Consider the following 22,113-nt stretch of genomic DNA (forward strand, 5'->3'; position numbering starts at 1 on the left):
CATGTGAGAGTAGGTCATCGTCAAGATTAAATTCCGAAACCCCATTTGCGAAAGCAGATGGGGTTTTGTTTTGGGCGATCGAAAAGCGCAGGCGCTAGCGTGCTCATGCAGGACGATAACGCTGACGCGCGCCTTCGCGCACACCGACCCCACTCCAAACCCCCCGCTTCTTGCATCCCGATACCGCCAATATTTGCCCACAGTGCTAAAGTCCCTCCCTCGATTTTTGCTTTTCCCAAGGAAGCCGTTATGCCGGACTCGACGTCCCTCAGCGCTGGATTCATGGTGGTTCACGGCAACCGCCTGGACGAACTGCGCAGCCTGGTGGTCAGTTGGATGCGACGATATCCACTGGCACCCTTGGAAAACGAAATCGCCTTGGTGCAAAGCAATGGCATCGCCCAATGGCTCAAATTGGCCCTGGCTGAAGATCCGGAAGATGACGATATGGGGGGCTGCGGCATCGCGGCGGCCATTGATGTGCAACTGCCGGGTAGCTTCATGTGGCAACTTTATCGGATGGTCCTTGGCCGTGACGAAATTCCGCCCAAGTCCCTGCTCGACAAAGCCCCGCTGACCTGGCGCCTGATGCGCCTGCTCCCGGAGCTCATTGATCAACCGCACTTCGAGCCCCTGCAACGCTTCCTGACTCACGACACGGACCTGCGTAAACGCTACCAACTCGCCGAACGTCTGGCCGACCTGTTCGACCAGTATCAGGTCTACCGTGCTGACTGGCTGGAAGATTGGGCCGCGGGCCGTCATCAGTTACGTAATGGTCGCGGTGAAACCAAACCCCTGAACCCGGCCAACTGCTGGCAAGCCGAATTATGGCGCGCGCTGCTGTTGGATGTCGGGGAGGAGGGCATGGCCCAAAGCCGTGCCGGCGTCCACCAGCGATTTATCGAGCGCATCAATAGCCTGAAACAAGCCCCCCCAGGCCTGCCTTCCCGAGTCATTGTTTTCGGCATTTCATCCTTGCCTGCGCAGGCACTGGAAGCCCTTGCCGGCCTGGCCCGCTTCAGCCAGGTCCTGCTGTGCGTGCATAACCCCTGCCGCCATCATTGGTCTGACATCGTCGCTGACAAAGACTTGCTGCGTAACGAATACAAACGCCAGGCGCGCAAGGCCGGTATGCCGGTGACCATCGACCCGCAGTCCCTGCACCAACATGCCCATCCATTACTGGCCGCATGGGGCAAACAAGGCCGCGACTACATCAGCCTGTTGGACAGTTACGATGATCCCAACAGTTACCGAGCCGCCTTCCGCGATGGCCGAATCGACCTGTTCAGCGAGACCGAGCCCACCACATTGCTCAACCAGCTCCAGGACGACATTCTCGAACTGCGCCCGCTCAATGAAACCCGCGATCTCTGGCCCGCCGTCGACCTGCAGCGCGATACGTCAATCCGCTTCCATATCGCCCATAGTGCCCAGCGCGAAGTGGAAATTCTCCACGACCAACTGCTTCAACGCTTCAGCGCCGATCCCACCCTACGTCCTCGGGACATCATCGTCATGGTCCCCGACGTCGACAGCTATGCGCCGCACATTCGCGCCGTATTCGGCCAGTTGGAACGAAGTGATCCACGCTTCATCCCCTTCACCCTCACCGACCAAGGACAACGCGGCCGCGACCCGTTGTTGATCGCCGTCGAGCATCTGCTCAAGTTGCCAGACAGCCGCTTCCCCGTCAGCGAGATTCTCGACCTGCTCGACGTCCCGGCCCTGCGTGAACGTTTCGCTATCAAAGAACGCGACCTGCCCACGTTGCACCGCTGGATCGAAGGGGCCGGTATCCGTTGGGGACTCAACGCCGAGCAACGCGCCGGCCTGGGTCTACCCCATGAGCTGGAGCAAAACAGTTGGCGCTTCGGCCTGCGTCGCATGCTCCTGGGCTACGCCGTCGGCACCGGCACCGCTTGCGACGGTATCGAACCTTATGACGAAATCGGCGGCCTCGACGCTGCCTTGATTGGCCCACTGGTGGCCTTGCTCGATGCCCTGAGCGATGCCCATCAAGCCTTGTCTCAACCTGCTGCTCCTCAAGCATGGGGCGAGCGTCTACAACGCTTGATGCAACTATTCTTCCTGCCTGGCAGCGAGCACGACGACTACCTGCTGGGCCAGCTCGAACAGCTGCGGGAAACCTGGCTGGAAACCTGTGAGTCCGTGGGCCTGCAGGACGAGTTACCGCTCACTGTCGTTCGTGAGGCATGGCTGGCTGGTCTGGATCAGGGCCGCCTCTCACAGCGCTTTCTCGCCGGAGCTGTCAATTTTTGTACCCTGATGCCCATGCGCGCGATCCCATTCAAGCTCGTCTGTCTGCTCGGTATGAACGACGGTGACTACCCGCGCGCGCAACCGCCATTGGATTTCGACTTGATGGGCAGCGATTATCGCCCTGGCGACCGTTCACGCCGCGAAGATGACCGCTACCTGCTGCTTGAAGCCCTGCTGTCCGCGCGCGACCAGCTCTACATCAGTTGGGTCGGGCGCAGCATCCGCGACAATAGCGATCGCCCGGCATCGGTGTTGATTGGCCAACTGCGCGACCACATCGCCAGTGGCTGGCATAACGCCAATATTGCACAGCCACTTATTGAGGCGATGACCCAGGAACATCCGCTCCAGCCCTTTAGCGCCCGGTATTTTCACGAAGGTGACCCGTTGTTCAGCTACGCCCGTGAGTGGCAGCTGCTGCACGAGGCCGCGGAGGCCACCCCTGACACGGCGGCATTGGCGGCCCATCGGCAGGAAGAGCCCCTGAGCCTGGGCCAACTGCAGGACTTCCTTCGCAACCCGGTCAAACATTTCTTCGGCCAACGGCTGAAAGTTTTTTTCGAAGCCGCCGAAGTCCCGCTGGCCGATGAAGAACCCTTCGTCCTCGACGCACTGCAACGCTACAGTCTGAGCGACAGCCTGCTCAATGCCGCATTAAACCAGCCCGATCACTTCGACCAGGCCCTCAACGCCCAGGCACTGCGCCTGCAAGGCAGTGGCCTGCTGCCGATGGTCGGGTTCGGCGAGCGCCTGCGTAACGAACTGATCGAACCTTTGCCTGACTTGTTACGCCGCTACCAACAGCTTCTAGCCCTCTGGCCAACCCCGCACACCGGTGCTGAACCGATCAGTTTCGAGCATCAGGGTATTCAGCTGGAAGGCTGGATCAGCGGCCTGCATCGACGCAGTGATGGCGGGTTGTTAAGCGTCACCACCATCCCCAACAGCATCGGTTCGATCAAGACGCGCAAGTGGCACCGCCTGATTCGCCCATGGGTCAATCACGTGGTCGCCTGTGCCTGCGGTCTGCCATTGAGCACCGGGTTGGTGGCCAGTGATGACACCCTGTTGCTGGCTCCGCTGGAAAAATCCAGCGCCCAGGGCATCCTCGGCGACCTGTTGCTCGCCTGGCATATCGGCATGAGCAAACCCTTGCCCATCGCGGTCAAAACCGCCTTCGCCTGGCTTGGCCAAACCGACCCGGTCAAAACTCACGCTGCCGCCAGCAAAGCCTACGAAGGTGATGGCCTGACCACCGATGGCGAACGTCGCGAAACCCCGGCACTCACCCGCCAATTCCCCGACTACGCCGCCCTGATGGCCAGCGAAGAATTCGAAGGGTGGTGTGAAACCTTGTATCGGCCCTTGCTCAACGCCCCTTGGCGATCCCTGAACAGCGAGGAGGTCGGCGCATGAGCAGCAAACCCTTGGCCTTGGCATTCCCGCTAAAAGGCAGCCAGTTGATCGAAGCCAGTGCCGGTACCGGTAAGACCTTCACCATCTCCGCCCTGTACCTGCGCCTGGTACTCGGCCACGGTGGTGACGAGTCAGGCTTCGGCCGCGAACTGCTGCCCCCGCAAATCCTCGTTGTGACCTTCACCGACGCCGCCACCAAGGAGCTGCGCGAACGCATCCGTATCCGCCTGGCCGAAGCGGCGCGGTTCTTCCGCGATGAAATCAAACAACCGGATGCGCTGATCGCCGAGCTGCGCGAACACTATCTGCCCGAACAATGGCCCGCGTGTGCCAATCGCCTGGATATCGCCGCGCAATGGATGGACGAAGCGGCGGTCTCGACCATCCACAGTTGGTGCCAGCGCATGCTGCGCGAACATGCGTTCGACAGTGGCAGCCTGTTCACCCAGACCCTGGAAACCGACCATAGCGACCTGCTCGGCGAAGTGCTGCGCGACTATTGGCGGCTGTTCTGCTACCCGATGCACGACGATGCGCTCAACTGGGTGCGCAACAACTGGGGCGGGCCGGCCGCGTTGATGCCGCGAGTACGTGCGTTGTTCGGCAGCGAGCGGCCCACTGATGAGCATCGTGAGCCCGCCGAACTGATCAACGCCTGCCTGCAAGAGCGTCGAGCAGCCCTCGTTGCGCTTAAAGCGCCCTGGCCACAATGGGCCGCCGAGTTGCGCGACATCTGCCTGCAAGCCGTCGCCGCCAAAGCCGTCGATGGTCGCAAGATGCAAGCCCGCTACTTCGAACCCTGGTTCGAAAAAATCAGCGCCTGGGCCGCGGATGAAACCCTCGAACAACTGGATATCGGCACCGGCTTCACGCGTCTGACCCCCGATGGCATGGCCGAAGCCTGGAAGGGGGATCCGCCGCACCACCCGGGTATCGACGCCATGGTCGGCCTCAAAGCCGCCCTCGATGCGTTGCCAACCCCCGATGCCGCCGTGTTGCAACACGCCGCTGGCTGGGTCGGCAAGCGCTTCGAAGACGAAAAACGCCGCCGTGCCGAAATGGGCTTCGACGACATGCTGATCCGCCTCAATGCCGCCTTGCAATCAGACGGTGGCGAGCGTCTTGCCAGTGTGATCCGCGAGCAGTTTCCGGTCGCCCTGATCGATGAGTTCCAGGACACCGACCCGGTGCAATACAGCATCTTCGACAGCATCTACCGCATCGAAGAAAACCACCTCGACAGTGGCCTGTTCCTGATCGGCGACCCCAAGCAGGCGATCTACGCGTTCCGTGGCGCGGATATCTACACGTACCTGCGCGCCCGCCAATCCACCACTGGTCGTCACCACACCCTGGGCACCAACTTCCGCTCCAGCCATGCGATGGTCGAGGCGGTGAACCATGTGTTCCAGCGTGCCGAAAAAGGCCGCGGCGCGTTCCTGTTCCGCGGGCCGGATGGCGAAAACCCGGTGCCGTTCCAGCCGGTGTTGTCCCAGGGGCGCAAGGAGCAATTGCAGGTCGATGGCCAAACGCTGCCGGCGATGACGCTCTGGCACCTGCCCACCGATCAGCCGATTTCCAATGTGGTTTATCGCCAGCAACTTGCCGCTGCCTGCGCCACGCAGATTGTTGAACTGCTCAACGCTGGGCAGCAAGGTCACGCGGGTTTCCTGCAAGAAGACGGCAGCGTTAACGGCGTGCTGCCTTCAGCTATCGCCATCCTGGTGCGCGACGGCAAGGAGGCCCAAGCCGTGCGCGGCGAATTAGCCGCCCGTGGTGTGCGCAGTGTCTACCTGTCCGACAAGGACTCCGTGTTCGCCGCCCAGGAAGCCCATGATCTGTTGGCCTGGCTCAAGGCCTGTGCCGAGCCCGACGTCGAGCGTCCGTTGCGCGCCGCGCTGGCCTGCGTCACCTTGAACCTGTCACTGCCTGAACTGGAACGTCTGAACCAGGACGAGCTGGCGTGGGAAAGCCGCGTCATGCAGTTCCGCGGCTACCGTACGATCTGGCGTACCCAGGGCGTGCTGCCGATGCTGCGGCGCCTGCTCCATGACTTCAAGTTGCCGCAAACCCTGATGGCCCGCAGCGATGGCGAGCGAGTACTGACCAACCTGTTGCACCTCAGTGAGTTGTTGCAACAAGCGGCGTCTGAATTGGACGGTGAACAGGCCCTGATCCGTCATCTGGCCGAACACCTGGCGCTCTCCGGCCAAGCAGGTGAAGAACAGATCCTGCGCCTGGAAAGCGATGAGCAACTGGTCAAGGTGGTGACCATCCACAAGTCCAAGGGGCTGGAATACGACCTGGTATTCCTGCCATTTATCTGTTCGGCCAAACCGGTGGATGGCAGTCGCTTGCCGCTGCATTACCACGATGAAAACGGCAAGTCCCAGGTCAGCCTGCGCCCGACGGCCGCGTTGATCGCCCAAGCCGATGACGAGCGCCTGGCCGAAGACCTGCGCTTGTTCTACGTGGCCCTGACCCGGGCCAAACACGCCTGCTGGCTGGGTGTTGCCGACCTTAAGCGCGGCAATAGCAGCAGCTCTGTGCTGCACCTTTCGGCGCTGGGTTATTTGCTGGGCGAGGGCGCATCCCTGGGCGAATCTGCTGGCCTGGCGCGCTGGCTGCTGGATCTGCAGGAAGGCTGCCCCGCCATCCACTACACCCACGTACCCGAAGCGCAAGACAGCGTGTTTCATCCGCCGCGCAACGAAGCCACGCTGCTCCCCCCCTTGTTACCCAAACGCAAGGCGGCGGAAAACTGGTGGATCGCGTCCTACAGCGCCTTGCGCATCGGTGACAGCATGAGCGCCGCCAGCCTCGAAGCGCCGGAAAGCCCACAAGCCCAGAAGCTGTTCGACGACGAACGTCTCGACCCTGATGCACCGCGTGAAGTGGCGGCGTCCGGCGGCGACATTCACCGTTTCCCACGTGGTCCGAATCCAGGGACCTTCCTCCATGGCCTGTTGGAGTGGGCGGGCGAGGAGGGCTTCAACGTGACGTCGGAGGCGATCGAAAAAGCCGTGGGCGCGCGTTGCAATCGACGTAACTGGGAAGGCTGGATCGTCACCCTCAGCGGTTGGCTGAGCCACCTGTTGCAAACAGCGCTGCCGTTGCACAACGACCAGGTCACGCTCAGCGGCCTGCAGCAATACCAGGTCGAAATGGAGTTCTGGTTCGCCAGTCATAAAGTCGACGTGCTCGCCCTCGATAAGCTGGTGTGCCAGTACACCCACAATGGCGTCTCGCGGGTTGCCGCCGAGCCGGTCCTGCTCAATGGCATGTTCAAAGGCTTTATCGACCTGACGTTCGAGCATGACGGCCGCTACTACGTGGCGGATTACAAATCCAACTGGCTCGGCCCCGACGACTCCGCCTACACCCACGCGGCCATGGAGCTGTCGATCCTCGAACATCGGTATGACTTGCAGTATGTACTTTACCTGCTGGCCCTGCACCGCCAGCTCAAGGCGCGCCTGCCGGGCTACGACTACGACCGCCATGTCGGTGGCGCGCTCTACCTGTTCTTGCGCGGCAGTCAGGCCGCCAGCCAGGGGGCGTACTTCACCCGTCCTCCACGGGAGCTGATCGAGGGCCTGGATTTGCTCTTCCAAGGTCAATCGATACCGCCCAAGGCCGAACCCGCCTGGGAACAAGGAGTGTTGCTATGAGCCTGTCGTCGTTACCGCTGGAGGCCTTGGCCCCCCTCAACCGCGCCGCTGACCTGGTGCAACTGCTGGAGCGTTGGGTTGACCGCGGCTGGCTGCGCGCGTTGGACAAAGCCTTTGTCGGTTTCCTGTACGAGCTCGACCCGCACGCCGATCCCCTGGTGTTGCTGGCGGCGGCGCTGACCAGCCACCAACTGGGCCATGGTCACGTGTGCCTGGACCTGTTCGAAACCCTCAAGGCACCGGACTTCGCCCTGTCATTGCCGCCCGAAGGCGACCTGCAAGCCGGCGCCATGTTGCTGCCTTCGCAACTGCTCGACGGCCTGGACGGTGCCCATTGGTGCCATACCCTGGCCGCGAGTCCACTGGTCGCCCTCGCGGTGGATGGCAGCGAGGCAGCACAGAGTCGTCCGTTGGTGCTGTCCGGCAAGCGCCTGTACCTGCGGCGCTACTGGGCCTACGAGCGGCGCATCGATACGGCACTGCGCCTGCGTCTGGCGACCGCAGAAACCGTCGCCGCCGATTTGCCCCAGCGCTTGAATGGCCTGTTCGACCAACCCGTGCCGGAAGGCATGATCGACTGGCAAAAGCTTGCCTGCGCCCTGGCCACCCGTGGTGCATTCAGCATCGTTACCGGTGGCCCCGGCACTGGCAAGACCACCACCGTGGTGCGTCTGCTGGCCTTGTTGCAGGCGCCGGCCGTGGAAAGCGGCACGCCCCTGCGCATTCGCTTGGCTGCGCCTACCGGCAAGGCGGCCGCACGTTTGACCGAATCGATCAGCCAACAAGTGCTGTCACTGAAAGTGCCTGACAGCGTGCGGGAAAAGATCCCGACCCAGGTCACCACGGTTCACCGCTTGCTCGGCAGTCGACCGGGCACGCGGCATTTCCGTCATCACCAGGGCAACCTGCTGCCGCTTGATGTATTGGTGGTGGACGAGGCCTCGATGATCGACCTGGAAATGATGGCCAACCTGCTCGACGCATTGCCGCCCCATGCGCGCCTGGTGTTGTTGGGCGACAAGGACCAGCTCGCCTCGGTGGAGGCCGGCGCCGTCCTCGGTGACCTGTGCCGCGACGCCGAGGCTGGCTGGTACAGCCCAGAAACCCGCCAATGGCTGCAAGCCGTCAGCGGCGAGGACCTCAGCGCCAGTGGCCTGCAGGAAGACCTCGATGGCGACCATCCCCTGGCCCAGCAAGTGGTGATGCTGCGTTACTCGCGACGCTTTGGCGAAGGCAGCGGTATTGGCCAACTGGCGCGCTGGGTCAACCAGCAAAACGCCGAAGAGGCCCGCCAGCTGTTGGCCGCCCGCAGCCACAGCGACCTGTTCTGCGTCAGCCTCAAAGGTGAGCACGACCATGCTCTGGAGCGGCTGGTGCTGGACGGGCAGGGCGATGGCGCCGAAGGCTATCGCTATTATCTGAACCTGCTGCAATCGGCGCGCCCGTCCTTCGACACCCCGCGGGAAGATCACGCCTGGACCCACTGGGCGCAGCAACTGCTGCAAGCCTTCGACGCCTTCCAGTTGCTATGTGCCGTGCGTAAAGGCCCCTGGGGAGTGGAGGGGCTGAACCTGCGCATCACCGCCGCCTTGCGCAAAGTGCGGCTGATCGAAGGTGACGAGCAATGGTACGAAGGCCGCCCGGTACTTATGACCCGTAATGACTATGGCCTGGGCCTGATGAACGGCGATATTGGCATTGCCCTGAAACTGCCCGAAAGCGACGGTGGCCCTCAGGTACTGCGTGTCGCCTTCCCACGGAACGATGGCCAGGGCGGTGTGCGTTTTGTACTACCCAGCCGCCTGAACGATGTGGAAACCGTGTATGCCATGACCGTGCACAAATCCCAGGGCTCTGAATTCACTCACACCGCCTTGATCCTGCCCGAGGCACTCAACCCGGTGCTCACCAAAGAGCTGATCTACACCGGCATCACCCGCGCCAAGCGTTGGTTCAGCTTGATCGAACCCCGCGGCGGCGTGTTTGAGGAAGCCGTGCGACGCAAGGTCAAGCGCTTGAGTGGGTTGATGCTGGAACTGGGGCACGAGGCTGAAAAAACTGACTGATAGGTCATGCAATATTTCTGATTCAGACGTTTGAGTTTTCTGAAAAAATAGCCACCCCCGCGAAGGCCCCTCTTCGCGGGATTTTCCGCCGCTGTGCTATCGTTGCGGCATCACCCCGAAAACACCTTAGAGAATCGCTGCATGAACGTGGCCGTCTCGCCCACAGAGCGTCGTTTCAACTGGAGACGCCTGTTACTTGTGGCGCTTCTGTGCGTGCTCGCCCCGCAGGCCTTTGCCCAGGCTCCCAGTCCGGCGGATCAACGCGCCGAGGCGGTCACCCAGGTGGTGCTCGGCATCCTCAGTTACGCACGCTGGCCGGTGGAGCCCGCGCAACTGCGCCTGTGCATCGTCGGGCCGACCCAATACACCGACGACCTGGTCAAGGGCACCACCCAGGCCACCGGCCGTCCGGTAGTGGTGCGGCGGCTGTTGGCCGACCATCCCGATATCGTCAATGCCTGCGACGCCGTGTACATCGGCAAACTCAGCGCCGATGAACGCAGCCAATTGTTTGCCTCGCTCAGCGGCCACCCGGTGCTCAGCATCAGCGAGGGTGGCGACCAGTGCACCGTGGGCAGCCTGTTCTGTTTGCGAGTGGAGGACGAGCAGGTGTCGTTCGAGGTCAACCTCGACTCCGTTGCACGCAGCGGCGTGCGCATTCACCCCAGTGTGCTGCAACTGTCCCGCCGCCGAGCAGCCGCGCCATGACAGCCGTCAAAGTACGCCCGACCCTGCGCTCCGTGATTGGCAGGGGGCACTTGATCCTGGCATTGGTGGCGGTGATCCTGGCCAGTGTGTCGCTGACCCTGCTCGGTGTGCTGGCGCTGCGAGTGTACGCTGAGCACAACCTGCATTTGATCGCGCGCTCGATCAACTACACCGTAGAAGCCGCAGTGGTGTTCAACGACAGCGCGGCGGCGACCGAAGCCCTTAGCCTGATCGCGTCCACCGAAGAGGTGGCCCAGGCTGAAGTCTTCAACGCCAACGGCAGGCTGTTGGCGCAGTGGGTACGCCCGGAAACAGGGATGTTGTCCAAGGTCGAGCTGCAACTGGCCCACGCCCTGCTTGAACAGCCCATCAGCCAACCCATCATCCACCAGGGGCGAACCGTTGGCAGCATTCACCTGACGGGTCATGGCGGTAGCCTGTTGCGTTTCCTGCTCAGCGGTCTGGCCGGGATCTTGATTTGCACCGTGCTGAGCGCTTGGGTCGCCCTGCATTTGGCACGGCGCCTGTTACGGGGCATTACCGGTCCATTGCACAGCCTCGCGGCAGTGGCACACGCCGCCCGTATGGAGCGCGACTTCGACCGCCGCGTACCACCGGCACAAATCGCCGAACTTGACAGTTTGGGCAACGACTTCAATGCCCTGCTCGGCGAGATGGAGGCCTGGCAGTCCCACCTGCAAAGCGAAAACGAAACCCTTGCCCACCAGGCCAACCACGACAGCCTGACCGGCTTGCCCAACCGGGCATTCTTTGAGGGCCGCCTGATTCGTGCGCTGCGCAGTGCGGCCAAGAGCAAGGAACAGGTGGCAGTGCTTTACCTCGACAGTGACCGCTTCAAAGAGATCAATGACAGCTTTGGGCATGCCGCAGGGGATGCCGTGCTTGTGGCCGTCGCCAAGCGTGTGCGTGCGCAATTGCGTGAGGACGACCTGGTGGCGCGCCTGGGCGGCGATGAGTTCGCTATCCTGCTCTCGCCGCTGCACAAGCTGGAAGACGCCGAGCGCATCGCCGATAAAATCATTGCCAGCATGGACATACCGATCCCGGTACCGGGCAATACCCAGGTCTTGACCTCACTCAGTATCGGCATCGCCATTTATCCCGAGCATGGCGCCACCCCAGGTGCCCTGCTCAACGCCGCCGACGCGGCGATGTACCAGGCCAAGCGCTTGTCCCAGGGCGGCCAGCAAACAGCGGAGCCGGAGCGCCCCGCCGTCAATGTTCATCACAGGAGTTAGTCCCTTGTTCTCGACTGTACGCGTTCTGTTTATCACCTTGTTCGTGGCGCTGCTGGCCCTGAGTGGGTGCCAGACAGCACCGCCCAAAGGGCTGACCCCGGCGCAGATCGCCGTGCTCAAGCAACAAGGTTTCGCACTGACCGACGAAGGCTGGGCGTTTGGCCTGTCCGGCAAAGTCCTGTTTGGCAGCGACGTCGAGAGCCTCAACCCCGCCAGCACTGAGATCGTCCAACGCATCGGCAAGGCCCTGCTGGGCGTCGGCATCGAACGTGTGCGCATCGACGGCCATACCGACGCCTCGGGCAAGGAAACCTACAACCAGCAACTGTCCCTGCGCCGTGCCAAAAGCGTGGCGACCGTGCTGACCGGCGTGGGCATGAAAGAACAAAACATCCAATTGCGCGGCCTGGGCAGCAGCGAGCCGGTGGCGTCCAACGACACGGCGGCGGGACGCACTGAAAATCGGCGGGTGTCGATCGTGGTGATCGCGGACTGAATGGCTTCACCCGCGTTAATCTGAAATGCAATCAACCTGTGGGAGGGGGCTTGCCCCCGATAGCGGAGTGACAGAACCCGAGGGACGGGCTGACACATGGCTATCGAGAGCAACCCTCCCAGAACTTGTCAGGATTTGCCCACCTGAGTCCTTGCAGGTTTACTCAGAGAAGAACGTGATCTCCCGCGTCTCCCCCATCAACAACCCCCGGTTCTGCTCCGTCACCTCGCGGATGTAATCCCACAACAAGGTAATCCGCTTCAACTTCCGCAGATCCTCCCGGCAATACATCCAAAACTGCCGCGTAATCGCAATCTGCTCCCCCAGCACCGGCAGTAAGCGCGGGTCCTGTGCCGCCAGGAAACACGGCAATATCGCCATCGATCGCCCTTGCTGCGCCGCCACGTACTGAGCGATCACGCTGGTACTGCGCAAGCTGGCGCTGGCGCCCGGTACGACGTTTGCCAGGTAGAGCAGCTCTGAGCTGAACGCCAGGTCATCCACATAGCTGATAAACGGATGCTCGGCCAAATCTGCCGGGCGTTGGATGGGCGGGTGTTGGTCGAGGTATTCCTGGGTCGCGTACAGCTGCAGTTTGTAGTCGCACAACTTGCAACACACGTACGGCCCATGTTCCGGGCGTTCCAGGGCGATGACGATGTCGGCTTCGCGCTTGGACAGGCTGATGAAGTGGGGCAAGGGCAGGATGTCCACCGAAATCGCCGGATACGTGTCGACGAAGTGGCTCAACTGCGGGGTGACGAAAAAACTGCCGAAGCCTTCGGTGCAGCCCATGCGCACATGGCCGGACAACGCCACGCCGGAGCCGGATACCTGCTCGCAGGCCATGTGCAGGGTACTTTCGATGGACTCGGCGTAGCCCAGCAAACGCTGGCCTTCGGGGGTGAGTACGAAACCGCTGGTCCGGGATTTTTCGAACAGCAGGGTGCCGAGCGACACTTCCAATGAGCTGATGCGTCGCGACACGGTGGTGTAGTCCACCGCCAGGCGCTTGGCGGCGACGCTGGCCTTGCGGGTGCGGGCCACCTCGAGAAAAAACTTCAGGTCATCCCAGTTCAGGGAGCCCAGTGATGTGATGTTTTTTTGCATATTGGACCGGCTTTTATGTGCGTTCTTATTAGAGATTTGCACATCTATACTCCAAAAACAGTCCGAACGCCTCATTACCAAGGCGATTCACGCGCCTTGTCTCTGCATAACTACAAGATTGGAGACCACATGAACGCATCTGCCGATATTTCCGTGCAACAGGTCAAGTTGCTGATCAATGGTGAATGGGTCGAGTCCAAGACCACCCATTGGCAAGACATCGTCAACCCGGCCACCCAGCAAGTGCTGGCCAAAGTCCCGTTTGCCACCGCCGATGAAGTCAACGCAGCCATTGACGCCGCCCATCAAGCGTTCCAAACCTGGAAGCTGACGCCCATCGGCGCGCGCATGCGCATCATGCTCAAGCTGCAAGCCTTGATCCGCGAACATTCCAAGCGCATCGCCGGGGTCCTCAGCGCCGAGCAGGGCAAGACCATTGCCGATGCCGAAGGCGATATTTTCCGTGGCCTGGAAGTGGTGGAGCACGCCTGTTCCATCGGCACCCTGCAAATGGGCGAGTTCGCTGAAAACGTCGCCGGGGGGGTGGACACCTACACCCTGCGCCAACCCATCGGCGTGTGCGCCGGCATTACCCCGTTCAACTTCCCAGCGATGATTCCGCTGTGGATGTTCCCCATGGCCATTGCCTGCGGTAACACCTTCGTCCTCAAGCCTTCCGAGCAAGACCCGCTGTCAACGATGCTGCTGGTGGAACTGGCGCTGGAAGCCGGTGTGCCGGCCGGCGTGCTCAACGTCGTGCACGGTGGCAAGGATGTGGTAGATGCGCTGTGCACCCATAAAGACATCAAGGCGGTGTCCTTCGTAGGCTCGACCGCCGTGGGGACGCATGTGTACGACCTGGCCGGCAAGCACGGCAAGCGCGTGCAGTCGATGATGGGCGCGAAGAACCATGCGGTGGTGCTGCCCGATGCCAACCGCGAACACACCCTCAATGCCCTGGTCGGTGCCGGTTTCGGTGCGGCGGGCCAGCGTTGCATGGCCACTTCGGTGGTGGTGCTGGTGGGTGCGTCCAGGCAGTGGCTGCCAGACCTCAAGGCGCTGGCGCAAAAGCTCAAGGTCAATGCCGGCAGCGAAGCTGGAACCGATGTCGGCCCGGTGATCTCCAAGCGCGCCAAGGCGCGCATCCTGGAACTGATCGAAAGCGGCGTGAAAGAAGGCGCCAAGCTGGAGTTGGATGGCCGCGACATCCAGGTGCCAGGCTTCGAGCAAGGCAACTTTGTCGGCCCGACCCTGTTCTCCGGCGTGACCACCGATATGCAGATCTACACCCAGGAAATCTTCGGCCCGGTACTGGTGGTGCTGGAAGTCGACACCCTCGATGAAGCCATCGCCCTGGTCAACGCCAACCCGTTCGGCAACGGCACCGGCCTGTTCACCCAAAGCGGTGCGGCGGCGCGTAAATTCCAGAGCGAAATCGATGTGGGCCAGGTCGGTATCAACATCCCGATCCCGGTGCCGGTGCCGTTCTTCAGCTTCACCGGTTCCCGTGGCTCCAAACTGGGTGACCTGGGCCCTTACGGCAAGCAAGTGGTGCAGTTCTACACCCAGACCAAAACCGTCACCAGCCGCTGGTTCGACGACGACACGGTCAATGATGGCGTCAACACCACCATCAACCTGCGCTGATTCGGGAGACGACCATGAAGATTGCATTTATCGGCTTGGGCAACATGGGCGCGCCCATGGCCCGCAACCTGATCAAGGCCGGCCATGGGCTGAACCTGTTCGACCTGAACCAGGCGGTACTCAAGGAATTGGCCGAGCTGGGTGGCAGCATCAGCGCTTCACCGCGGGATGCCGCTACCGGCGCCGAGTTGGTGATTACCATGCTGCCGGCCGCCGCCCATGTGCGCAGTGTCTGGCTGGGTGAAGACGGTGTTTTAGCCGGTATCGGCCAAGGCGTGCCGGCGGTGGATTGCAGCACCATCGACCCGCAGACCATCCGCGATGTTGCGGCTGCGGCGGCCAAGCAAGGTGTGGCTGTCGCCGATGCACCGGTCTCCGGTGGCACTGGCGGCGCGCAAGCCGGGACCCTGACCTTCATGGTCGGCGCCAGCGCGGAACTGTTTGCCACCCTGCAACCGGTGCTGGCGCAGATGGGCCGCAACATTGTGCGTTGCGGCGACGTCGGCACCGGCCAGATCGCCAAGATCTGCAACAACCTGCTGCTGGGCATCAGCATGGTCGGCGTCAGCGAAGCCATGGCCCTGGGCGATGCGCTGGGCATCGACACCCAAGTGCTGGCGGGAATCATCAACAGCTCCACCGGCCGCTGCTGGAGTTCCGACACCTACAACCCTTGGCCGGGCGTGATCGAAACGGCGCCGTCATCCCGTGGTTATACCGGTGGTTTTGGTGCCGACCTGATGCTCAAGGACCTCGGCCTGGCCACCGAAGCCGCGCGCCAGGCACACCAGCCGGTGATCCTCGGCGCCGTGGCCCAGCAGTTGTATCAATCGATGAGCCAGCGTGGGGAAGGGGGCAAGGACTTCTCGGCGATCATCAACAGCTACCGCAAACCCAAGTAGTGTGGGCAGCGCTTACTGTGGCCAGCAGATTGACTGTGGTAAGTAGACTGACTGTGGTAAGTAGACTGACTGTGGCGAGCGGGCTTGCCCCGCGTTGGGCTGCGCAGCAGCCCCAATCCAATCACTGCGATCGTTCAGAAGGATCGGGGGGGATAGTTTTAGGGCTGCTGCGCAGCCCAACGCGGGGCAAGCCCGCTCGCCACAGTAAACCGGTTTGGCACAGTAAACCGTTTTGCACAGTAAACCGGTTTGCCACAGTAAACCGGCTCGCCACAATGCAAAGCAGTTCACGGTAGAAGTGAATCAAGCAAACACAAAATACTTACGCACCGTCTCGACCACTTCCCACGTGCCCTTCATCCCCGGTTCCACCACAAAGATATCCCCAGCGCGCAAGTGGATCGGCTCCATGCCTTCCGGGGTGATCACGCAGTAGCCCTCTTGGAAGTGGCAGTATTCCCACTTCACGTATTCCACATACCACTTGCCCGGTGTGCAGATCCAGGTGCCCATGATCTTGCTGCCGTCTTCGCTGGTGTAGGCGTTGAGGTTGACGGTGTGCGGGTCACCTTCGAGCTTTTCCCATTTGCAGGCATCCAGGACGGGCAGCGGGTGGGTGTCGCGCAGTACGGTGATGGGCTTGGACATGGATGACTCCGAGGCGGGGAATGGAAAGATGCACCCTAAGGCCTTGGGCGTTGCGTCAGTGGTCTGAACTCGACATCGAGATGCCCAGAAGCGCAGGGAGTCCGATGGTTGAGGCATCGCGAAGTCAGTGTGGAAGGCTTTTTTGTAGGAGCGAGCTTGCTCGCGAAGAACTCACAGACGCCGCGTTCGTTCAGGAAACACGCGTTATCGTTGAGGTTGTTCGCGAGCAAGAACTAGGCGTCCCCCTCGCTCCTACAGGGGGCTATGTACGCTTAACTGACCGGCATTAATCCTTGGTGGCCGCTCCTCTGTGGCCAGGCGATACTTCTGAGCGTAAATAAGCCGTTTCTTCGCAGTAAGTGCGAAATATTTCCGGCTTGGCGCAGGAATTCGCAAGAAAATTCACAGCTGGCCCTCGTATCATTCACCTCAGTACCGACCGAGAGCCTTGAAATGAACCCAATAAAAACGTGGTGGGACATCAGCCCACCCTTGAGCGCGGCGACCCCGACCTGGCCGGGGGATACGCCGTTCCAGGAAGAGCGTGTATGGCAGTTCGGCCCGGAGTGTCCGGTGAATGTCGGGCGCATTACCTTGTCGCCGCACACTGGCGCCCACGTGGATGCCCCGCTGCATTACAGCGCGCAGGGTGCACCGATTGGCGAAGTGTCGTTGGACGTGTACATGGGCCCGTGCCGCGTGTTGCATTGCCTGGACAGCGGCGCGCTGGTGCAGCCACATCAACTGGACGGGCGTGTGGATAACTTGCCCGAGCGCGTGTTGCTGCGCACTTATCCACAAGCCCCGCTGACCGAGTGGGATTCGAATTTCACCGCCATCGCCCCGCAAACCATCGAGCTGCTCGCCGGCCTCGGTGTGCGCCTGATCGGTATCGACACCCCGTCCCTGGACCCGCAACAGTCCAAGACCATGGATGCTCACAACGCCGTGGCCCGCCATGGCATGGCGATTCTCGAAGGCATCGTGCTCGATGACGTAGCGGAGGGCGACTATGAACTCATCGCGCTGCCCCTGCGGTTTGCCCATCTCGACGCCAGCCCGGTCCGTGCCATTCTCCGCCCGCTCAAGGAGCCCACGCGATGAGCCAATGTCCTTTCTCAGCTGATTACCAACCCCCGGAAGAATGGCATAACGCCGAACTGAATTTTTCCGAGTCCATGAGCTATGGCGACTACCTGGACCTGGGCAAAGTCCTCAGTGCCCAGCACCCGCTGTCGCCAGACCACAACGAAATGCTCTTTATCATCCAGCACCAGACCTCCGAGCTGTGGATGAAACTGATGCTCCACGAACTCAAGGCCGCCCGCGAACACGTGCGCCTGGGCGAGTTGCCGCCAGCGTTCAAGATGCTGGCGCGGGTGTCGCGGATCTTCGATCAACTGGTGCACGCCTGGGCGGTGCTGGCGACGATGACGCCGTCGGAGTACAAGGCGATTCGCCCGTTCCTGGGGCAGTCATCAGGGTTCCAGTCGTTCCAGTACCGTGAGATCGAATTCATCCTCGGCAACAAGAGCCCGGCGCTGTTGCGGCCCCATGCCCATCGGCCTGAGTTGTTGCAGGAGTTGCAGGTGGCGATTGCCACGCCGTCGCTGTACGACGAGGCGATCAACCTGATGGCCAAGGCGGGCCTGGCGATTGATCCCCAACGTGCCGAGCGCGACCCGACGGCGGCCACGGTGCATGATGACTCCGTGGAGGCGGCATGGCGTGAGGTCTATCGCAACCCAAGCCGGTACTGGGACCTGTATCAGTTGGCGGAAAAGTTTATCGACCTGGAGGACTCGTTCCGCCAATGGCGCTTCCGGCATGTGACCACGGTGGAGCGGATTATCGGCTTCCAGCCGGGTACTGGCGGCACCGAAGGCGTGGGTTACCTGCGCAAGATGCTCGACACGGTGCTGTTCCCCGAGCTGTGGCGAGTACGCTCCACGCTGTAAACGCAATCAAATGTGGGAGGGGGCTTGCCCCCGATGGCGGAGGGTCAGTGGACACATAAGTGACTGACACACTGCTATCGGGGGCAAGCCCCCTCCCACATGGATATTACTGCGCAGCGGCGACCGCTTTCGTCTTACTCACTCGCAACCGGTAGGCCACATAGATAACCCCCACCCACACCGGCATCGCATACACCGACTCCCGAATCCCAGGAATCGCCAGCATCACGCTGATGATCATCAGCATGAACGCCAGGCACAGGTAGTTGCTGAACGGGAACCAGAAGGTCTTGAACGACGGCACCACGCCTTGCTCACCCATGGCTTTGCGGAACTTGATGTGCGTGATGCTGATCAGCGCCCAGTTGATCATCAGCGAGGCAACCACCAGCGCAAACAGCAACTCCAGGGCACTTTTCGGTGCCACGTAGTTGACCACCACGCACAGCATCGTCACCAGCGCCGAAATACCCAGGGCCCGCAACGGTACGCCTTGCTTGTTGAGTTTCATCAGCGACTTGGGTGCATCGCCTTGCTCGGCCAGGCCGAACAGCATGCGGCTGTTGCAGTACACGCCGCTGTTGTACACCGACAGCGCCGCGGTCAGTACCACGAAGTTGAGGATATGCGCGGCGGTGTCGTTCCCGATCAGCGAGAAGATCTGCACAAACGGGCTGCCGCTGTAGGCATCGCCCGACGCGCCGAGGGTTTGCAGCAGTTGATCCCACGGGTACAGCGACAGCAGCACGGTCAGGGCACCGACATAGAAAATCAGGATGCGGTACACCACCTGGTTGATCGCCTTCGGAATCACCTTGCGCGGTTCGCTGGCCTCGGCGGCAGTGATGCCCACCAGCTCCAGGCCACCGAACGAGAACATGATGAACGCCATGGACATCAACAGCCCCATGCCGCCGTTGGGGAAGAACCCGCCGTGGCTCCACAGGTTGCTGATCGAGGCTTGCGGGCCGCCGGTGCCGCTGAACAGCAGGTAGCAGCCGAGCACGATCATGCCGACAATCGCCACCACCTTGATGATCGCGAACCAGAACTCAGCCTCACCGAAGAACTTCACGTTCAGGGTGTTGATCAGGTTCACCGCGACAAAGAACACCAGTGCGCTGACCCAGGTTGGGATCTCTGGCCACCAGAACTGGATGTACTTGCCCACGGCCGTCAGTTCGGCCATGCCCACCAGCACGTACAGCACCCAGTAGTTCCAGCCCGCCAGGAAGCCCGCGTAACCGCCCCAGTATTTGTGCGCGAAGTGGCTGAATGAACCCGCCACCGGTTCTTCAACGATCATCTCGCCCAGCTGGCGCATGATCAGGAACGCGATGAAACCGGCAATCGCGTAGCCCAGGATCATCGACGGCCCCGCCGACTTGAGCACCCCGGCCGAACCGAGGAACAGCCCCGTGCCGATGGCCCCTCCCAAGGCAATCAGCTGAATATGCCGGTTCTTCAGGCCACGCTTGAGGCCTACCGGGTTAACCATGTCATCCGCCATTAACATTCCCTTCTACTTGTTTTTCTCGGGGTTGATTACACGCCGAACCCGCCCCTCAGAAGTGCTGAGGGGTCAGATATTACTCTGCGTGAACTTTTCGTAATACAGCTGAACGCCATCAAGTGCCTGATCCACCAGCCATTGCTGGACGGATTCGACCATTGGCGTGGGGGGCGCACACGTACATATCGGCCGATCTGTCGCGTAATTCGGCCAGGTCAAAATGCTCGGTGAGGTAGCCACGCTTGCCGGACCATCCGGGCGAAGGGTTGCTCAGGACTTCGGTGCAGCGGAAGTGGGCGAGCCTGGAGGCGTAGGCCTGGATGAGCGCCGCTTCGCACAAGTCTTCGACGCCGCGTACGCCGTAGTAAACGCCCCCTGTAGGAGCGAGCTTGCTCGCGAAGGTATTTCAGGCGCATCGCTGCGCTGGATGTACCTGTTTCGCGAGCAAGCTCGCTCCTACAAAAGGCATCGTCGGCCTACTTACGCACAACCAGATCCAACACCTCATCCCGATCCTTGATCTTCTGCAACACGATCTCCGAGCGAATATCCATCACCCCCGCCGTGCGGTTCAGGTGGTTCACGATAAAGTCCGAAAAGTGCTTGAGGTTGCGCGCCTGCACCCGTAGCACGTAGTTGCTGGCGCCGGTGATCACGTAGGCGCTGGCCACTTCCGGCCAGCCTTGCACCTTCTTGATAAACGTCTCATGCCAATCCTCCACATCCTGGCGCAAGGAGAGGTGGACGATGGCCTCCAACTCGATCCCCAACTGCTCGGCATTCAGCACCGCGCGATAGCCGCTGATGATGCCTTCGCTCTCCAGCAAGCGCAGGCGGCGCAGGCAGGCGGAGGGTGACAGCGCGACTTTTTCCGCCAGTTCCTGGTTGCTGATACGGCCATCCTGTTGCAGGAAATGCAGGAGGCGCAGGTCGGTGGCGTCGAGAATCATGGTTGGCATAAATCCGCGTATTTTCGGTTTAAATTCGAATTTCCTACAGCTTAATTAGCGTGTTACCCACCACTTTGCACGAAAATTCTCTAAAGCTTCGTTCATTATTTGCAGCATCTTCAGCCTAAAAGCCAGGACAGCCCATGACCCCCCGAAGCCATTGCCAAGCCCTCGACGCCCAGGACCCGCTGGCGCCGCTGCGTCGTCAGTTCGCCTTGCCGGAGGGCGTGATCTATCTCGACGGTAACTCTCTCGGCGCGCGCCCGGTGGCGGCCTTGGCGCGGGCGCAGGCGGTGATTGCCGAAGAGTGGGGCAATGGCCTGATTCGCAGCTGGAACAGCGCCGGCTGGGCGGATTTGTCCCAGCGCCTGGGCAATCGCCTGGCACCGCTGATCGGCGCGCGCGACGGTGAGGTGGTGATCACCGATACCACCTCGATCAACCTGTTCAAGGTGCTCAGCGCCGCGTTGACCGTGCAGCGTCAACGCGCGCCTGTGCGCAAGGTGATCGTCAGCGAGGCGAGCAACTTTCCGACCGACCTGTATATCGCCGAGGGCCTGGCCGAGCTGCTGCAACAGGGCTATTCCCTGCGCCTGGTGAACAGCCCGGACGAATTGCCCCAGGCCATCGACCAGGACGTGGCGGTGGTGATGCTCACCCACGTCAACTACAAGACCGGCTACATGTACGACATGCAGGCGCTGACCGCCCTGAGCCACGAGTGCGGCGCGCTGAGCCTCTGGGACCTGGCCCATTCGGCGGGCGCGGTGCCCATCGACCTGCATCAGGCCGGTGCCGATTATGCGATTGGCTGCACCTACAAATACCTCAACGGCGGCCCGGGCTCCCAGGCATTCGTGTGGGTCAACCCGGCGTTGGTGGATGTGGTGCGGCAGCCGTTGTCGGGCTGGTTCGGGCATACCCGGCAGTTCGCCATGGAGTCCACCTATGCGCCGAGTGCTGGCATCGCCCGCTACCTGTGCGGCACCCAGCCGATCACCTCGCTGGCGATGGTGGAGTGTGGGCTGGAGGTTTTCGAACAGACCGATATGGCCAGCCTGCGCAGCAAGTCCCTGGCGTTGACTGACCTGTTTATCGCGTTGGTGGAGGCTCGTTGTGCTGCCCATGAGCTGGTACTGATCACCCCGCGTGAGCACGCCCGGCGTGGCAGTCATGTGAGCTTCGAGCACCCTGAAGGCTATGCGGTGATCCAGGCGTTGATCGCCCGTGGTGTGATCGGTGACTACCGCGAGCCGCGCATCATGCGCTTTGGGTTTACGCCGTTGTACACAAGCTTTACCGAGGTGTGGGATGCCGTGGAAATCCTCGGTGAAATCCTCGACAACCGCACCTGGGACCAACCGCAATTCAAAGTCCGCCACAGCGTCACCTGAAGATAACGCAGATCAAAATGTGGGAGGGGGCTTGCCCCGGTACAAACCGGGGACATCGTTTACATTTCTAACCGGGGACATGGTTTACA

The 22,113-nt window shown here is 61.5% G+C and carries 15 protein-coding genes and 1 pseudogene; 11 read left to right on the forward strand and 5 right to left on the reverse strand.

Going from position 1 to position 22,113, the window contains the following annotated elements; genetic code table 11:
• Positions 1-249: 249 nt before the first annotated feature.
• The 6 genes from recC (at position 250) to yfiB (ending at position 11,902) form a co-directional block, all read left to right on the forward strand.
• Positions 250-3,702 (forward strand): exodeoxyribonuclease V subunit gamma, encoded by a 3,453-nt coding sequence (gene recC / locus AC1Q6I_RS33440; protein WP_102625406.1) that lies wholly within the window; start codon positions 250-252, stop codon positions 3,700-3,702.
• Positions 3,699-7,373 (forward strand): exodeoxyribonuclease V subunit beta, encoded by a 3,675-nt coding sequence (recB, locus tag AC1Q6I_RS33445; protein ID WP_102625405.1) that lies wholly within the window; start codon positions 3,699-3,701, stop codon positions 7,371-7,373. Before recC ends, recB begins: the two co-directional genes overlap by 4 nt.
• Positions 7,370-9,439 (forward strand): exodeoxyribonuclease V subunit alpha, encoded by a 2,070-nt coding sequence (recD, locus tag AC1Q6I_RS33450; RefSeq protein ID WP_102625404.1) that lies wholly within the window; start codon positions 7,370-7,372, stop codon positions 9,437-9,439. Before recB ends, recD begins: the two co-directional genes overlap by 4 nt.
• A gap of 141 nt (positions 9,440-9,580) precedes the next feature.
• Positions 9,581-10,147 carry a regulatory sequestration protein YfiR gene (yfiR, locus tag AC1Q6I_RS33455; RefSeq protein WP_024077399.1) on the forward strand — a complete coding sequence of 189 codons (567 nt, stop codon included), beginning with the start codon at positions 9,581-9,583 and terminating at the stop codon, positions 10,145-10,147.
• Entirely contained in the window at positions 10,144-11,406 is a 1,263-nt protein-coding gene (dgcN, locus tag AC1Q6I_RS33460) for a diguanylate cyclase DgcN/YfiN (RefSeq protein WP_024077398.1), read from the forward strand. The genes yfiR and dgcN overlap by 4 nt, the downstream gene beginning before the upstream one ends.
• Before the next feature lie 4 nt (positions 11,407-11,410).
• Entirely contained in the window at positions 11,411-11,902 is a 492-nt protein-coding gene (gene yfiB / locus AC1Q6I_RS33465; protein ID WP_024077397.1) for an outer membrane lipoprotein YfiB, read from the forward strand.
• Positions 11,903-12,061: 159 nt separating this feature from the next.
• Here yfiB and AC1Q6I_RS33470 read toward each other — a convergent pair whose 3' ends face one another.
• Complete coding sequence (locus AC1Q6I_RS33470; protein ID WP_102625403.1) at positions 12,062-13,012, reverse strand: LysR family transcriptional regulator; 951 nt, start codon at positions 13,010-13,012, stop codon at positions 12,062-12,064.
• Positions 13,013-13,141: 129 nt separating this feature from the next.
• On the opposite strand from AC1Q6I_RS33470, the gene AC1Q6I_RS33475 reads away from it, so the two are divergent.
• Positions 13,142-14,659, forward strand: coding sequence for a CoA-acylating methylmalonate-semialdehyde dehydrogenase (locus AC1Q6I_RS33475; protein ID WP_069077011.1), 1,518 nt, complete (start codon positions 13,142-13,144; stop codon positions 14,657-14,659).
• 14 nt (positions 14,660-14,673) lie between these two features.
• Positions 14,674-15,561 carry a 3-hydroxyisobutyrate dehydrogenase gene (mmsB, locus tag AC1Q6I_RS33480; RefSeq protein ID WP_069077012.1) on the forward strand — a complete coding sequence of 296 codons (888 nt, stop codon included), beginning with the start codon at positions 14,674-14,676 and terminating at the stop codon, positions 15,559-15,561.
• Positions 15,562-15,864: 303 nt separating this feature from the next.
• Here mmsB and AC1Q6I_RS33485 read toward each other — a convergent pair whose 3' ends face one another.
• Complete coding sequence (locus tag AC1Q6I_RS33485; protein ID WP_003230905.1) at positions 15,865-16,209, reverse strand: cupin domain-containing protein; 345 nt, start codon at positions 16,207-16,209, stop codon at positions 15,865-15,867.
• 453 nt (positions 16,210-16,662) lie between these two features.
• Between AC1Q6I_RS33485 and kynB the strand changes: the two genes are divergently transcribed.
• Both kynB and kynA read left to right on the forward strand, forming a co-directional pair.
• Complete coding sequence (kynB, locus tag AC1Q6I_RS33490) at positions 16,663-17,313, forward strand: arylformamidase (protein ID WP_024077393.1); 651 nt, start codon at positions 16,663-16,665, stop codon at positions 17,311-17,313.
• Positions 17,310-18,167: a tryptophan 2,3-dioxygenase gene (kynA, locus tag AC1Q6I_RS33495; protein WP_024077392.1), complete on the forward strand. Its 858-nt coding sequence runs from the start codon at positions 17,310-17,312 to the stop codon at positions 18,165-18,167. The genes kynB and kynA overlap by 4 nt, the downstream gene beginning before the upstream one ends.
• 106 nt (positions 18,168-18,273) lie before the next feature.
• Here kynA and AC1Q6I_RS33500 read toward each other — a convergent pair whose 3' ends face one another.
• The 3 genes and pseudogenes from AC1Q6I_RS33500 to AC1Q6I_RS33510 form a co-directional block, all read right to left on the reverse strand.
• Positions 18,274-19,677: an amino acid permease gene (locus tag AC1Q6I_RS33500; protein ID WP_024077391.1), complete on the reverse strand. Its 1,404-nt coding sequence runs from the start codon at positions 19,675-19,677 to the stop codon at positions 18,274-18,276.
• 72 nt (positions 19,678-19,749) lie between these two features.
• A pseudogene (gene antC / locus AC1Q6I_RS33505) lies at positions 19,750-20,050 on the reverse strand (anthranilate 1,2-dioxygenase electron transfer component AntC); the annotation flags it as partial.
• 106 nt (positions 20,051-20,156) lie between these two features.
• Positions 20,157-20,630, reverse strand: a complete 474-nt coding sequence (locus AC1Q6I_RS33510; protein WP_003176072.1) for an Lrp/AsnC family transcriptional regulator — start codon at positions 20,628-20,630, stop codon at positions 20,157-20,159.
• Between the two features lie 143 nt (positions 20,631-20,773).
• Between AC1Q6I_RS33510 and kynU the strand changes: the two genes are divergently transcribed.
• Positions 20,774-22,024: a kynureninase gene (gene kynU / locus AC1Q6I_RS33515; RefSeq protein ID WP_102625401.1), complete on the forward strand. Its 1,251-nt coding sequence runs from the start codon at positions 20,774-20,776 to the stop codon at positions 22,022-22,024.
• The last annotated feature ends 89 nt before the right edge of the window (positions 22,025-22,113 follow it).

It is taken from the genome of Pseudomonas sp. MPR-R2A5, from assembly GCF_058793055.1.

Bases quoted from the DNA above. Each gene is read 5' to 3' on its own strand.
- recC (WP_102625406.1), top strand. From the start codon at position 250: ATGCCGGACTCGACGTCCCTCAGCGCTGGATTCATGGTGGTTCACGGC.
- recB (WP_102625405.1), top strand. From the start codon at position 3,699: ATGAGCAGCAAACCCTTGGCCTTGGCATTCCCGCTAAAAGGCAGCCAG.
- recD (WP_102625404.1), top strand. From the start codon at position 7,370: ATGAGCCTGTCGTCGTTACCGCTGGAGGCCTTGGCCCCCCTCAACCGC.
- yfiR (WP_024077399.1), top strand. From the start codon at position 9,581: ATGAACGTGGCCGTCTCGCCCACAGAGCGTCGTTTCAACTGGAGACGC.
- dgcN (WP_024077398.1), top strand. From the start codon at position 10,144: ATGACAGCCGTCAAAGTACGCCCGACCCTGCGCTCCGTGATTGGCAGG.
- AC1Q6I_RS33470 (WP_102625403.1), bottom strand. From the start codon at position 13,012: ATGCAAAAAAACATCACATCACTGGGCTCCCTGAACTGGGATGACCTG.
- AC1Q6I_RS33475 (WP_069077011.1), top strand. From the start codon at position 13,142: ATGAACGCATCTGCCGATATTTCCGTGCAACAGGTCAAGTTGCTGATC.
- mmsB (WP_069077012.1), top strand. From the start codon at position 14,674: ATGAAGATTGCATTTATCGGCTTGGGCAACATGGGCGCGCCCATGGCC.
- AC1Q6I_RS33485 (WP_003230905.1), bottom strand. From the start codon at position 16,209: ATGTCCAAGCCCATCACCGTACTGCGCGACACCCACCCGCTGCCCGTC.
- kynB (WP_024077393.1), top strand. From the start codon at position 16,663: ATGAACCCAATAAAAACGTGGTGGGACATCAGCCCACCCTTGAGCGCG.
- kynA (WP_024077392.1), top strand. From the start codon at position 17,310: ATGAGCCAATGTCCTTTCTCAGCTGATTACCAACCCCCGGAAGAATGG.
- AC1Q6I_RS33500 (WP_024077391.1), bottom strand. From the start codon at position 19,677: ATGGCGGATGACATGGTTAACCCGGTAGGCCTCAAGCGTGGCCTGAAG.
- AC1Q6I_RS33510 (WP_003176072.1), bottom strand. From the start codon at position 20,630: ATGATTCTCGACGCCACCGACCTGCGCCTCCTGCATTTCCTGCAACAG.
- kynU (WP_102625401.1), top strand. From the start codon at position 20,774: ATGACCCCCCGAAGCCATTGCCAAGCCCTCGACGCCCAGGACCCGCTG.